The following is a 14,660-nucleotide window of genomic DNA, read 5'->3' on the forward strand; positions in this document are numbered from 1 at the left end:
TGACTGCTGATTTTCCAATTGGTTTAATTAAAAAAAATAAAGAAATCCCTTTTTTTATTTTTTCAAATGCATGGTTTTAGCCTTTGAAAACCAACGATTTATAGCTTAAATGTCTTAGAATTAACAAAATATTAACTAAAGTATAATCTGTTAACAAATGTTAAACGGTACAATAATTGTTAAATGATACGTTAATAAGATGGAAGTGTAATAAAAATATTACGAATACAAAGTACAAAATCGGAAAATTACTGTGAAGAAAACAAAGTTATCAATTTTAAAAGCAACATTATTATTAATAGGAACAGTAGGCATCATGTCCAGTTGTTCTGAAAGTAAATCCAAAGAAAAAGAAGATACCGCAAAACCCATGGCGTTACCAGTTTATACCGTCGATAAATCAGACGCTGTAACGGTAAAAGATTACCTAGGTACCATAGAAGGTAAGGTAAATGTTGAAGTACGTCCTCAAGTAGAGGGTTTGCTGCAGGAAATCTATGTAGATGAAGGTGCTTATGTTCAAAAAGGGCAGAAGCTATTCAAAATAGATCCATCTTTCTATCAAGAGGATTTAAATAATATGTATGCTGCAGAGAAAGTGGCGCAAGCCAAATTAAAGAATGCAAAGTTAGAAGTTGACCGTTTGAAACCATTGGTAGAGAACGATGTCATTGCAGATGTTAGGTTAGCATCAGCGGAATCTGACTATCAAGTCGCAAAAGCAGGACTGGATCAAGCTGCTGCAGAAGTTCGCTCGGCACAGTTAAGTAGAAATTTTACAACGATCACCGCGCCAGTGAGTGGTTATATAGGTCGTATTCCAAAGCGTATCGGAAACTTGATTACCAAAGGTGACAAAGAACCTTTGACTAATCTATCGGATATCCAAGAGGTTTATATCTATTTCGCAATGAACGAATCAGACTTCTTGTACTTCTCAAAGGCACAGGCTAAAGCTGATAGTGTCGAAGGTCGTAAATACGATAAATTGAAACGCCTGACTTTCCCAGAGGTTACCCTGATGATGGCCGATGGCGAAGAATACTCCTCCAAAGGTGTTGTAGATGCGGTTAATGGACAAGTTGATAGAACCACTGGTTCCATCTCATTGAGAGCGACTTTCCCTAATCCTAACAATATCTTGCGTTCAGGGAGTACGGGTACATTAAAAATTGCCGAAGTCAAGAAAGATGTATTGCAGATTCCGCAGATTGCGACCAATGAATTGCAGGACAAAACCTTTGTGTTTGTAGTTGACAAAAACAATCAGGCTCAACGTCGTAACATCAAATTGAACGGTTCTACCAAGGATAAGTATATCGTATCTGAAGGACTGCAAGAAGGTGACCGCGTAATTTTAAGTGGATTCGAAGAGCTTACTGATGGCTCTGTGATCATGCCTATACCTCAACAAAAATAATTGTCAAATTAATTTTGCTTATTCTGACCTTTCCATTGCGCATGCAGGAAGGGCTTAGGATAGCTAAACCCTAATATTGCTATATGCTTAAAACATTCGTAAGTCGTCCCGTTTTAGCTACTGTTGTATCTATTATCTTGGTTATTTTGGGATTGGTTGGGATGAAGTTACTTCCAGTAACGCGTTTCCCTGAAATCGCTCCGCCAAGTGTGGTTGTTTCCTTGAGTTATCCCGGTGCAACTGCTGAAACTGTAGCCAGCTCCGTTCTATTGCCTATTGAAGAAGCAATCAATGGGGTAGAGAACATGACTTATATCCGGTCAACTGCTTCCAACTCAGGATCTGGTTCGGTAACCGTATATTTTAAAACCGGTACCAACCCTGATGTGGCCTCAGTAAACGTTCAAACGAGGATCTCAAAAGCTATATCTTCCATTCCAGCGGAAGTAAACGAAGCTGGTATCACCACGATGCCACGGCAAAGTGGGGTTATCATGACCATCAATATCTTCTCTAACCAGAAAGATTCGGTCTATGATGAAACATTCCTACAGGCATTTGCCCAGATTAACTTAATGCGCCCATTGCTTCGTGTTGATGGGGTAGCCCAGGTTTCCAGGTTAGGAGCTAGGGATTACGCCATGCGTGTTTGGTTAAATCCCGAGAAATTAGCCCTGTACAATCTGGTGCCGAAAGATATATCGGATGCCATTAAGGATCAAAACTTTGAGATTGCACCTGGTAAATTTGGTGAAACATCTGATGAGGCCTTTGAAACCGTTATTAAACACAAAGGACGATTTAGTCAACCGGAAGAATTCCAGAATATTGTCATCAAAACCAATAATGATGGTTCCGTTCTATACCTGAAAGATGTTGCCCGGGTCGAGTTTGGTGCTACCAACTTAAACTCTGATAACAAGGTTGACGGGAAACCAGGTTTGACGCTTAACTTAACTCAGACAAGTGGTTCCAATGCCCATGATATTGATGTGGAGGTGCGCAAGGTATTAGAGGAACAAAGGAAATACTTCCCGAAAGGAATTGACTATGACATCACCTATTCCGTGCGTGACCAGATTGACCAATCCATCGATCAGGTAAAACATACCCTTTTCGAGGCGTTTATCTTGGTATTTATCATCGTATTTATCTTCTTGCAAGATTTCAGATCTACCTTGATACCTGCCATTGCGATTCCTGTATCCCTCATCGGTACCTTCTTTTTCTTGCAGCTCTTTGGCTTCTCGCTGAATGTACTGACGATGTTTGCACTCGTCCTCGCCATTGGTATTGTGGTCGATGATGCCATTGTCGTCGTCGAGGCCATCCACCATAAAATGCATGCCACGGGACAAAAACCGCGACAGGCGACTTTATCGACCATGTCGGAGATTACTGGAGCCATCCTTTCCATTACGATGGTTATGGCGGCAGTATTCTTACCTGTAGGGTTTATGGAGGGACCGGCCGGTATATTCTATCGACAGTTTGCCTATACCTTGGCTACGGCCATTTTGATTTCCGCCTTGAACGCTTTGACCTTAAGCCCTGCATTATGTGCATTGCTTCTTAAGGCACCTCAAGATGAAAAGGAAATCGGTAAGAAGAAAAATAAATTCAATACTTATAAAGACAGGTTCTTTACGGCCTTTAATACCTCATTCGATAGGTTCACTGATAAATATATCATTGGCGTTAAGAAGTTGATCAAAAATCAAAAGGTAGCATGGGCTGGTTTAGCTGTAATTACGGCTATCGGAGCATTTTTGATGATGAAATCACCAAAGTCGTTTATCCCGACTGAGGATGATGGATTCGTGACCTTTAATATTGCCATGCCTGCTGGTGCTTCCTTGGCCAGAACGACAGAAGTTCTCAAGAAAGCTGATAGTATCTTAAGGAGGCATAAGGATATCGAAGGAATGACTTCCGTTTCAGGTTATAATGCCCTGGATGCGAGTTCCAGTCCCGCATTTGCTGCTGGCTATATTACATTAGTTCCGCATGCTGATCGTAAGTATATCAAGAATATCCAAGACTTTATGGATACGGTCAGGAATGATCTTTCCCAACTTCATGAAGCTAAATTTACGGTATTCCCAAGACCAACCGTTCAAGGTTTTGGTGACTTCGCCGGTATCGAGCTGGTTCTACAGGATAGGTTAGGAGGTGATATCCGAGATTTCAACGTCTTGGCTGATACCTTTATCAATCAACTGAATGAATTACCGGAGATAGGAAATGCCTATACCAGTTTTAAATCAACCTTCCCGCAATATGAAGTCAATATTGATGTAGTTAAGGCTAAATCATTGGGTGTTAGTATCAATAGTTTGATGTCGACCATCCGTTTATACTTCGCAAGGGTACAGGCCTCAGACTTTAGCCGATTTGGTAGACAGTACCGTGTGTATGTACAGTCAGATTTTGATTTCCGTACCGATCCGGAATCCTTTAGTTCTATTTTCGTAAGGAATACTGAAGGAAAAATGGTGCCTATCAATACCATAGTCACATTGAAAAAGATCGTTGGACCTGAAACCATTACGCGTTATAACTTGTACAATGCGATCGTTGTCAATGCTGAGCCAGCTAAGGGCTACAGTACAGGTGATGCCATGGAGGCCATTGAGAAATTCTCTCAAGATAAGTTGCCGGGAAATATCGGTTATGAATGGACCGGTATGAGTTTAGAAGAAAGTCAGTCCGGTTCACAGACCATCCTCATCTTCGCATTGAGTATCCTGTTTGTGTACTTTTTATTGGCTGCGCAATATGAAAGCTATATCCTCCCTTGGGCGGTATTGCTATCCATTCCAGTAGGTCTGATCGGAGTTTATGCAACGATTGGTCTGGCAGGACTTCAAAATAATATCTATGTGCAGGTCGGTTTGATCATGTTGATTGGTTTGCTGGCGAAAAATGCCATCCTTATCGTCGAGTTTGCCGTGCAGGAAAGAGACAAGGGAATGAGTATAGTGGATGCCGCTATCAATGGTGCAAGGTTAAGGTTAAGACCTATCCTAATGACCAGTTTGGCATTCGTAGCAGGTTTGATCCCATTGATGTGGACTGTTGGTCCATCAGCTATCGGTAACCATTCCATCAGTTTCAGTGCCGCCGGCGGTATGTTGTTCGGAGTAACCTTTGGTATTTTCATTATCCCAGTGCTATTTGTTGTTTTCAAATCCCTGGACGAAAAGGTTCGTAATAAAATTAAAACGGAAGAAGAAGAATAGATCATCAATGAATAAGAAAATAATATTTAGAGTTTTAATCGGTTGTCTTTGTGCTGCATTCTTTATGGTGCAAGGCTGTAAGGTAGGGCAGAAATACCAGCAACCCGATTTAAACATGCCTGAAAAATTTAGGGGCGATACCCTGGCATATTTTGGTGATACTTCGAGTATCAGCGAGATTTCTTGGAAAGAATTTTTCCATGATCCTACCCTAAAAGATTTGATTGATTCTGCATTGAGCAATAACTATGATATGCAAACAGCATTGAAAAACATTGAGATTGCTAACAAATGGATGCGCCAGAACAGGTTTAATTATCTCCCAGAAGTGGATGCAACCATTGCCGGGGTCAATAAACAGTACAGATCCAAGCACTTTGGTTCTGGTCCATCAACCAGATGGTATGAGTTCAATGGTAAAAAAGCTCCTGAGAACATGTTTACTTATACTTCCCAATTTGGTACAGAAATAGGCTTCAGTTGGGAGATTGATATCTGGGGCAAGATCAGCAATGCCAAAGACCAATTGGTTGCAGAATACCTGAATACACAGGAGGCGAAGAATGCCATCCAGACCAATTTGATCGCTAGTGTTGCCAAAGGCTATTTTAACTTATTGATGTTAGACGCCAAAATCGAAGTTGCTAAGCGAAATGTGCAACTGAACGATAGCACCCTTCAGATGATCAAATTGCAATATGATGCAGGTGAAATTACAGCATTAGCTATCCAACAAACCGAGTCCCAGCGATTGATCGCGGCCTCCTTGGTGCCTGAATTGGAGAAAGAAATCGTCCTTCAGGAAAATGCATTGAGGATTTTGATTGGTGAGATGCCAGATTCTGTATCTAGAGGGACCAGTTTTGAGCACTTATTTGCTGAAAACAAAGATATTTCTTTAGGCTCTCCGCTTGAGATCATCCGGAATAGACCTGATGTGAGGGGCGCGGAGTTAGGTTTGATTGCCGCTAATGCCAATGCAAATATCCAACAAGCCATGCGTTATCCAAGCTTATCTCTTGAAGGGGTATTTGGAGTCAACTCTAGTTTGCCAAAGAACTGGTTTTCCATTCCAGGTTCCCTATTAGGTGGAATTGGAGGTAGTTTGACTGCTCCAATCTTTAAGAACAGAAAATTAAAGACCGAGTGGGAAGTTGCAAAAATTGAAAGAGACAAGGCTGAAATAGATTTCCAAAAAACGGTATTAGAAGCTGTTTCAGAGGTTTCAGATGCCGTAGTGACCGTAGAGAAATTAAGAGAACAATTAGAATTTGCAAGATTAAGAGTCGAGAACTCCGAAAAAGCAGTAAAAAATGCAGGATTGTTGTTCAAAGGTGGTTATGCTACCTACTTGGAGGTGATCACTGCACAAGGTAATGCACTTGATTCAGATTTGGCTTTGGTTGAATTGCGTCAAGAACACCTGGAATCCTATGTTGACCTTTATAGGTCCTTAGGCGGTGGCTGGAGATAAAACCACCTATTAAACAAGCTTCACAGTATCATTATGATACATTTCCATCGTTCTTAGCTTTCCGATTAAAAGCAAAGAACACCAAAAAAATGGGTTGGGTTTCGATGAGATTCCCACCCATTTGCTTTTTAACCGAAAAATTAATTCCTTACCGATTTTCAACACTCCAATTCAGCTCAATAACCTAAATTCTACCTGCTAAATAGTATATTTGAATACCGACCAGCAATTTATTGCATGAAAAACATTATTAACTGTTAACCGAATATTCTTCAGATGGAGAGGTATTTTATTTTCTTGGTTTTAGCACTGATCACAGAGATTATTGGCACAGTGTCTGGGTTTGGCTCGTCCATTTTATTCGTTCCGACCGCTTCCTTGTTCTTTGATTTTAAAGCCGTATTGGGGATTACTGCTGTTTTCCATGTATTCAGTAACCTTTCCAAGATCACTTTATTCCGGAAAGGTATCAATAAAGATATAGCACTGAAACTAGGCATTCCCGCTGTATTATTTGTGATAATCGGAGCTATGTTGACCAAATATGTTCCTGTCAAGGAAATGGAATTGGGAATGAACCTGTTAATTGCCAGCCTTGCCGTATTCCTTCTTTTCCGATTTGATAAACCCTTGAAACAGACCAATCAGAACTTATATTTAGGTGGGGTGATATCCGGATTTTTTGCGGGTCTTGTTGGGACTGGCGGAGCCATCAGGGGAATTACTCTCGCGGCCTTCAATCTGCCCAAAGACATCTTTATTGCCACTTCTGCCTTGATAGATCTTGGTGTCGATTTCAGTAGGGCTGTCGTATATGTATCCCAAGGCTATTTTCCTTCAGAATATATCAAGCTGATTCCTTTTCTGATCCTTGTGAGTATTTTGGGAAGTTATTTGGGTAAAGTAATCTTGAAACATACATCAGAAAGGGTCTTCAAATACATTGTCTTAGGGGTAGTCATCTTAACTTCGGTATTTCAGTTTATCAACTATTTCACCAAAGCCTCAGGATCTTAAAATCTAAAGTTAGGACGGTTAGTAAAAGGAGAAAATGACCAAGGAATGGAACTTAAAATGATTAGACTGATCCATATGTATCTTTTCCATAAATAAGTAAAACCATTGCTGCCAATCTTTTTCTTTACTAGGTTGTTCACGATATTGATCATGAATACCGCCAAAGTCATCATTGACATATGCTCCAAACCGAAGAATCTAAGTTGACGAGTTTTTACTCCTACTGAAATATCATTCCAAAAGGCCGTAACGATGGGGCTGTTCAAGTATAAAATCCAGCCAATCAGAAATTGTATATTATAGATCGTGGTCAATCTAAGTAAGATCTGATAATCCTTCAAACTAAAGATCTTGTTATTTCTATGGTTGATAAATATCCAGGCGATTTGAAATAGGAGCGCAAATAAAACCAGCCAACGGAAATAGGAGTGAAGGATTAGAAGATAATGGTACACAGATAATGAATAAGTAAAATGATGCTAAAATTACATACGAATAATTAAATTCGTGTCGTTTTTACATTGGAAAATATATTTACATGAAGAAATTGACTTTAATATTAGGATTTAGCCTAGTGATGCTACTTACAGCATTCCAAACACAGAGTTTTGCCCAAACCAAAAAAGTAAATCCAGAATTGGATTCCTTAGCAAAACCTTATCATCCTGAGGCGGATGCTCAAAAAGATATTGATAGTTTAGTTGCATTGGCTAAAAAAGAAAACAAGAATATTATCATTCAAGCTGGCGGTAACTGGTGTATTTGGTGTCTGCGGTTCAATAATTTTATTCATCAAAACAGCAAAATAGCCAATCTGCTCCAGGATAACTTTGTGTATTACCACCTGAATTATTCTCCTGAAAATAAAAATGAAGTGATATTTAATAAATACGCAGCTGGTAAAGGAGAGGAATATGGCTTTCCATTTTTTATCGTTATGGACAGCAATGGCAAAGTCCTTTTCACACGAGAAAGTGGTAGTCTAGAGTCAGGAAAAGGCTATGATGAAAACAAAGTAATGGCATTCTTCAGTGAATGGCTTCCGAAGAAATAAAATATTAGACTAAAGTAAAAAGAGCTATAATTTTAAATTATAGCTCTTTTTTTTTGCCTTTTTTAGGCGTAACAACTTCTCGTCTTGCATTGCTACAAGATGGAAATTCCTATCTAAATAGTTGTTATATGGTTTTGATTTAAATTAGTGGCTTTAAATTGTTCTGCTGATAGTATTCAATTTTATATTGAAACATTTCAGCCATTCTAGCACCTTGCCATTTTGCCCTTTCTGCCTTCTCACCTTCATATAAACTGTCCACAGTCTTAGAAAACATGCCAACCCATTGGTCGAAATGTTTCTTTTCTACTGGCATCTTTGCATGAGGTGGAAATGGACTTCCATAATAGGTGTGCTCTTCCAAAAGAACGGTTTGCCAGAAACGGTACATTTTTTCTAGGTGTTCCGGCCATCGATCTTGAATGATTCCATTAAAGATCGGTCCCAACAACTCATTCTCCCTTATTTGGTCGTAAAATGTATTGACCAAGACTTTGATATCCTCTATATTCCGAATATCATGTTTAATGCTTTCCATGCTTAAATTCCTTTAACATCTTAGGCCTATTGGCCTCCAAAACTGCATTACCTCATTAAGATACTTTCACCGGAAATAATGCCTACAGCCAATTCATAGACCGTAGTTTTTTCCAACATATTCTTTAAATCGGTCCTGATCTTCACAAAACTATTGTGCATAGGACAAGGTTTTAAAGCATTACATTCTTTCAAACCTAATCCACAGCCCATGAAGATCTGATCTCCGTCTACCGCTTTCACAATTTGCGATAGACTGATATTATGTATCTGATTATGGTCCATCTCAAATCCTCCGAATGGTCCTTTAATCGAATGTAGGATCTGATGCTTGGTCAATAGCCCTAAAACCTTTGCCGTAAAGGCTTCTGGCGTACCAGTATGCTCAGCTACCGCCGTAATCTTTACGCGGTTTCCTTCTAATGATTGCGTGGCAATATAGATGATTGCCTTAATTCCGTGTTCACAAGCTTTTGAAAACATAATCAATACCTAAAGTTCAAAGATAAGCAGTATTTTTTATTAAAGAGTATTTTGTCTTAAATAACCGCCGTTATTACAATTATTTGATAATGTACAGATTGTAATACCTTCTAATCAGCTGGAAAAGGAGTGAAGTCCTTTTCATAATGATTCCAGATGATATTGGCAATTTTTCTCGTCAGGACCTCGGCCTCATTGTTTTTTGTCCAACTTCTATCTTTGTTGTTATTGCTGAAGAAGGAGAAAACAAAATCACCATGTGGCGCATTCACCAAGACGACCTCAGAACGCACTTCATCCAAAGATCCTGTCTTTCCGATCCAGCTGACTTCAGCAGGAAACTGGGATAGTGCCCTTTCATTATAGAATTGGTTCTTTAAGAACCGATACATCTTATCTGAATGTGCAGGAGAGATCACTTTACCCTTTCGGATCATTTCATATAATGTTGCCATTTCCCTTGGCGTAGTTTGTCCCCAACCATACTTCTTCCAAATTTCTTCACGTCCGGGAGTCCTCGAATTGACCTTTGTGTTTTTAAGGCCTAACTGGTCCAAAATAGGATTGATGCTTTGACCTCCACCTGCCAATTCCTGACACCAAATGGAAGTTACATTATCGCTATAGCTTAACATTAATCCAATCAAGGTGGCTAGGTCAGTTTCGGTACTGTCCTTGAAAAATTGCATGAGTCCAGAACCTCCATAAGCCCGGGAATCTCGGTATATAAACTTCTGGTCTAAGCTTAAATCCCCGTCTTGAATTTTTTGAAAAACACCTACCAGTATCGGAACCTTTACTACACTTGCTGTAGGGAAGGTGCTGTCAGCATTGATGTTAACTATCTTGTTTTGCTTCAGGTGTTTAACATAAATCCCTAGGTCCCCCTCGAAACCCGCAATAGCTTGATTGATTTTCTCGGTCAGCTTTTTGTCGATCTTCTGAGCATGGGCTTGACAGATAATTGATAAAAATATAATGCACAGACTGAATAGTTTTTTCATGGATTAGAATTAAATTAGTTGAACCTCGAATTTAAGGAATAATAAAATACTATGGAATTATTTATGGTCGTAATTGGCGGAAAGCCTGAAGGAAGGTTTACTGAACAGCATGATGTTTTCTTTGGAATTGCTGATGAATTGAAAGATTTAGTGCCAGCTATGAATGAGTTTTGGCCAGCTCTAGAAGGTAGGATGCATATCGATTCCTGGAGAAAGGTAAGCAAGGTTACTGGTAATAAAATCCAAATCGTAGAGAAGGGACCGCAAACGGACGGTAATTTCAAGAAGTTATTTTTTGTCAATTTAGGAGGATACAAACCCAATGACATGGAGGAATATCATTACAAGCAATTGGTGGTGGCAGATGATTTAGCTGAAGCGACCAGGGTTGCCAAGGATACCGTTTTTTGGAAACATCATGAATCATCCCACATCGATGATAAATATGGGATCGATGTAGATGATATCTATGAAGTGTCTGACTTGTTAAACCCCAAATTCAAAGCCCAATATCATATCAGCATACAGGCGACGACCGATACATCTGAAGATATACTTGAAGTAGGTTATTTAAAGATCAGTAAGCTAGTGGGCTAGAGGTACACTCTCAATAGCCGGCTGTAAATCTCTTTTTGATGAATTTATTGTTTTCAACTTCATCTACCACAGCTACGGCCAAATCTTCCACGGAGATATTGGAATGACCATCATGATCAAAAACAGGATGGTCTGTTCCAGTCCTATATTTTCCAGTTCTTTTTCCCTTTTTACTTGGATTCATCTCAATGGCTGGACTGATAAAGGTCCAATCCAATTCTTCTTCCCGTTGGATAACCTCATAAAAATCCGCTGCTGCCAGGGCACCAGGTTTAATCTCCTTTGGAAAATTAGGGTCATCCACAAGCCTATTGTCATTTTCATCCAAGAGGCTTCCTGCACCTCCAATGACAATGAAACGTTTTATTCCGGTCTCCTTTAATTCTTTTAGAATATGTCTGGATCCTTCTAGGTAATCATCATAGATCTCAGGATTAGTCCAGCCTGCATTAAACGCCGAGATTACTACATCATTGCCATTTAATGCACTGCCAAGGCTAGTGTCATGCATCACGTCCATTTGTACCGCTAGGACATGAGGTTTATTTTTGAGGTTTTCTACATCCCGAGCGATCGCTGTCACTTCCATGTTTCTGTGTACCAATTCTTCCAATATATGGGAGCCAACAAACCCTGTTGCTCCGATCAATGCTACTTTCATATCTGTCCTATTTTATTCAATAAAAAACAGGTTAGCAAACTTCTCTCAAAGTTTGACTAACCTGTTATTAATACAAATTATTGTATAAAATGTTTATTCCAAAAAACTTATTGCTTTATTGGCTCAACCTTATTTTTCTTGAATTTAGCATAGGAATCCAAGATATAAGCTTTTAGATCTTCTGGTGAAGCTTGCTTGATAAACTCATAGGAAGGCCTATAGCCATCTTTGAACAACAGAAGGTCTTGTCGCTCCATTGGAATCAGTGAAAGGATGACATCGTTTGTAAACACGCGGTCTACATTTCGTTGTTCTCGCTCTATTTCCAAGATATCTATCGATGCCCTTGCCTGTTTAGCTTCTTTGCCAAATAATCGGGAAGGGGATATCCTTAAACCTCCACGGGTTGTGCTGGTTTCAACAGCTTTACTGTTGTTCTTGGCCCTTTCGATTTCTCTGGTCAATCGGCTATCCGTAATCTTAGAAACAACAACTTCATCAATCGTAATGGTGCTTTTGTCGTTTACTAAATAGATACGGGTAATTCCTTCCTGATAGATAAATGCAGTATCTCGGTCATAACCTTGGGCGGTTAGACTTAAATAATCACTCATCTTTCCAGGGATTGTAAAATTCCCCTGTAGGTCGGTCTTTACTTGATCGTTTGTTCGCAGGTTCTTGATCAGTACATCAGGCAATTTCTTGCTGGTTTCCAGATCATATACTATTCCTTTGATCTCTTGTGCAAATGAAATAGTTATGTTGCCCAAAAGCAACATAACCAATAGCAATAAATTTTTGTGAATCTTCATATATTATTTTGATGTCCAGTTATTGTTCTCTGGATTGATATCCGGATAAACATTGTCTGGATCTATTTTAACGCTAGTAAGCTTCTCGGTAGTATCTAAAACAAACTTCCAAGAGGTATTTCTTTCCCAAACTTCAACTGGTAATTTCTTTCTCACTTTTTTACCACTTGCTGTTGTTGCTTCAACCACAACGGGCATCGCCATTTTTTGAAGGTTTTCGATCGTGATCACGGAACCTTTAGCTGGATCTAAATCTACGTAGCTTACATCGCTAATCGCTTGATCTAAAGACCAATTGTTCAAGAACCAACCTCTCCAGAACCAATTTAAATTTTCTCCGGTTTCATTTTCAATGGTACGGAAGAAATCATTTGGTGTCGGGTGTTTGTAAGCCCAATAGTCGATGTATTTTCTGAAGGCAGCGTCAAATCTTTCAGGACCTAAAACCTCATCTCTCAAGATCCTAAGGGCAAATCCCGGTTTATAATAAGCCAATAAGCCAATGTTTCTTTCTTTCATGCCCTGTGGACTGGTGAAAATTGGCTCTAGGTTTGGATGCATTAACGCTTTCGCCATGGCATTTCTATCGCCCATCCTGCGGAAATATTCGCCGTTGTTGAAGGCCTCTGTGGAAAGGTCATTGATAAAAGTGTTGAAACCTTCATCCATCCAAGCATATAGGCGTTCATTCGAACCTACGATCATTGGGAACCAAATATGGCCAAATTCATGGTCAGTTACTCCCCAAAGGCTTCCTGCTTTAGCTTTGCTACCACAGAACACAATTGCAGGATATTCCATACCCCCAACATTGGATGCTACATTCACGGCAACTGGATAAGGGTAATTATGCCATTTCTTTGAATAATATTCTATGGAAGCTTTGGTATATTCTGTAGATCTTTCCCATGCATTTCCACCATTGCTCTCTTTTGGATAAGCAGATAGCGCCAGTGCTTTTTTGCCATCTTGGAGGTTAATCTGTGCTCCATCGATGATAAATGCCTTAGAGGAAGCCCAAGCTACATCTCTTGCATTTTCCAATCTATATTTCCAGGTCAATGTGCTTTTGTTTGGCCTAGAATTTTTATTCGTCACTTCATCTTGAGAACGGATAATGACGGTTTTATCACTTGATTTTGCTTTGTTGTATCTTTCCAGCTGTTCTTTGGTCCATACCTCTTGTGGGTTCAATAATTCACCACCAAGTACAACGATGTGGTTTGCAGGAGCAGTTACCTCCACATTGAAATCTCCATATTCAAGGTAAAACTCACCTGGACCAGAGTATGGTAAAGTATTCCAGCCAGTTACGTCATCATAAACAGATACTTTAGGGTACCATTGTGCAATAGCATAAATATCTCCGTTTTCCGTAGGAAGGATACCGGTACGGTCAGCGCCATACTGAGGGACGATATAGGAGAAATCCATGCTGATTTCTGTTTTTCCGCCGTTAGCTGCCAATGGAGTAGGAAGGTCGATTCGCATGCGGGTATCGTCGATGCTATACTTTACATCAGCCTTACCACCGCCTGAAACATTGGAAATCGTATATCCACCATTGAAATCGGATCCTGCGTCACCATAGCGACTGTTTGTCAATGGGACCACGGCTTGACCGATGGATTTTTGATTGAACAGGTTTTGTTCCAATTGCAACCAGATGAAATCCAATTGGTCGGGGCTATTATTTGTATAATGGATTTTTACGGTTCCTTTTACCTCATGGGTCTTATCGTCCAAGCTTACTTTGATATCATAACTTGCCGCATTCTGCCAATAAAGTTGGCCTGGTTTCCCCGAAGCAGAACGATAAACATTTCCATTCTGTGTATAAAAACCAGGTTTAAAAGCCTCTTTGTAATCGTATTTACTCTCGACTTTTTGTGCAAAACTGCTTTGTAAAATACCAGCTTGGGCCAATAGGAGGCCTAAGGATATCTTAATAATAGATTTATTCATGCGTGTTTATAATTTAGATTTGTATTCGTCTTCATCAAAACCTAATAAAATACCCTTTGGACTTTCGATCAAGGGTCTTTTTATCATACTATTGTTACCAAGAAGGACTGAATTTGCACTCTTTGCATCCTTAACGGCAGCCTGTTCTTCAGGGCTCAGCTTTCTCCAGGTTGTTCCTTTTTTATTCACTAATTGTTCCCAAGAAACTTCTTTTTCCCATTCTTCAAGTTTGTTTAAGGTTGCCGGTTCTTTCTTATAGTCGTGAAAAACATACTCTTTATGGTTCTCATTTAACCAATCTATTGCCTTTTTTACTGTATTACAATTTTTAATTCCGTAGACCTGAAGCATAGCTATTATAATATTAGAAAGTTATATTCAGCTAAAGATATTA

Annotated in this window: 14 protein-coding genes; 6 read left to right on the forward strand and 8 right to left on the reverse strand. The window is 39.5% G+C overall.

Translation table 11 applies throughout. The features are described from left to right. Window positions 1-253: 253 nt before the first annotated feature. The 4 genes from ACWICE_RS06045 (at window position 254) to ACWICE_RS06060 (ending at window position 7,153) form a co-directional block, all read left to right on the forward strand. On the forward strand, window positions 254-1,420 hold the full coding sequence (locus tag ACWICE_RS06045) for an efflux RND transporter periplasmic adaptor subunit (protein ID WP_254530025.1): 1,167 nt from the start codon (window positions 254-256) through the stop codon (window positions 1,418-1,420). Between the two features lie 83 nt (window positions 1,421-1,503). Then, window positions 1,504-4,662 (forward strand): efflux RND transporter permease subunit, encoded by a 3,159-nt coding sequence (locus ACWICE_RS06050; RefSeq protein ID WP_185211927.1) that lies wholly within the window; start codon window positions 1,504-1,506, stop codon window positions 4,660-4,662. Between the two features lie 7 nt (window positions 4,663-4,669). After that, window positions 4,670-6,136, forward strand: coding sequence for an efflux transporter outer membrane subunit (locus tag ACWICE_RS06055; protein WP_185217884.1), 1,467 nt, complete (start codon window positions 4,670-4,672; stop codon window positions 6,134-6,136). Window positions 6,137-6,412: 276 nt separating this feature from the next. Beyond that, window positions 6,413-7,153 carry a sulfite exporter TauE/SafE family protein gene (locus ACWICE_RS06060; RefSeq protein ID WP_185211929.1) on the forward strand — a complete coding sequence of 247 codons (741 nt, stop codon included), beginning with the start codon at window positions 6,413-6,415 and terminating at the stop codon, window positions 7,151-7,153. Here the strand turns inward: ACWICE_RS06060 and ACWICE_RS06065 are convergent. Then, complete coding sequence (locus tag ACWICE_RS06065; protein WP_185217885.1) at window positions 7,150-7,608, reverse strand: hypothetical protein; 459 nt, start codon at window positions 7,606-7,608, stop codon at window positions 7,150-7,152. The two genes, ACWICE_RS06060 and ACWICE_RS06065, sit on opposite strands and share 4 nt — an antisense overlap. 83 nt (window positions 7,609-7,691) lie before the next feature. On the opposite strand from ACWICE_RS06065, the gene ACWICE_RS06070 reads away from it, so the two are divergent. Then, a complete protein-coding gene (locus tag ACWICE_RS06070; RefSeq protein ID WP_454297870.1) occupies window positions 7,692-8,207 on the forward strand; it encodes a thioredoxin family protein in 516 nt (171 codons plus the stop codon). Between the two features lie 139 nt (window positions 8,208-8,346). Here the strand turns inward: ACWICE_RS06070 and ACWICE_RS06075 are convergent, their stop codons facing one another. The 3 genes from ACWICE_RS06075 to ACWICE_RS06085 all read right to left on the reverse strand — a co-directional run bounded on the left by ACWICE_RS06075 (window position 8,347) and on the right by ACWICE_RS06085 (window position 10,231). Then, window positions 8,347-8,745: a group III truncated hemoglobin gene (locus ACWICE_RS06075; protein ID WP_185211932.1), complete on the reverse strand. Its 399-nt coding sequence runs from the start codon at window positions 8,743-8,745 to the stop codon at window positions 8,347-8,349. A gap of 47 nt (window positions 8,746-8,792) precedes the next feature. Then, window positions 8,793-9,227 carry an RrF2 family transcriptional regulator gene (locus ACWICE_RS06080; RefSeq protein WP_185211933.1) on the reverse strand — a complete coding sequence of 145 codons (435 nt, stop codon included), beginning with the start codon at window positions 9,225-9,227 and terminating at the stop codon, window positions 8,793-8,795. A 110-nt stretch (window positions 9,228-9,337) separates the two neighbouring features. Then, entirely contained in the window at window positions 9,338-10,231 is an 894-nt protein-coding gene (locus tag ACWICE_RS06085; protein WP_454297871.1) for a serine hydrolase, read from the reverse strand. Between the two features lie 51 nt (window positions 10,232-10,282). Between ACWICE_RS06085 and ACWICE_RS06090 the strand changes: the two genes are divergently transcribed. Beyond that, window positions 10,283-10,828 carry a DUF1543 domain-containing protein gene (locus tag ACWICE_RS06090; RefSeq protein ID WP_313258094.1) on the forward strand — a complete coding sequence of 182 codons (546 nt, stop codon included), beginning with the start codon at window positions 10,283-10,285 and terminating at the stop codon, window positions 10,826-10,828. Between the two features lie 10 nt (window positions 10,829-10,838). Here the strand turns inward: ACWICE_RS06090 and ACWICE_RS06095 are convergent, their stop codons facing one another. The 4 genes from ACWICE_RS06095 to ACWICE_RS06110 form a co-directional block, all read right to left on the reverse strand. Further along, a complete protein-coding gene (locus ACWICE_RS06095; RefSeq protein WP_313258092.1) occupies window positions 10,839-11,489 on the reverse strand; it encodes an NAD(P)-dependent oxidoreductase in 651 nt (216 codons plus the stop codon). A 107-nt stretch (window positions 11,490-11,596) separates the two neighbouring features. Beyond that, window positions 11,597-12,301, reverse strand: coding sequence for a carboxypeptidase-like regulatory domain-containing protein (locus tag ACWICE_RS06100; RefSeq protein ID WP_254530037.1), 705 nt, complete (start codon window positions 12,299-12,301; stop codon window positions 11,597-11,599). A 3-nt stretch (window positions 12,302-12,304) separates the two neighbouring features. Then, window positions 12,305-14,266, reverse strand: a complete 1,962-nt coding sequence (locus tag ACWICE_RS06105; RefSeq protein WP_185217891.1) for a M1 family metallopeptidase — start codon at window positions 14,264-14,266, stop codon at window positions 12,305-12,307. 6 nt (window positions 14,267-14,272) lie between these two features. Then, the gene (locus tag ACWICE_RS06110) at window positions 14,273-14,617 is read right to left on the reverse strand and encodes an ArsC family reductase (protein ID WP_185211939.1); all 345 of its coding nucleotides are present in this window, start codon (window positions 14,615-14,617) and stop codon (window positions 14,273-14,275) included. Window positions 14,618-14,660: the final 43 nt, after the last annotated feature.

The sequence above is a fragment of the Sphingobacterium sp. NPDC055346 genome, from assembly GCF_053645235.1.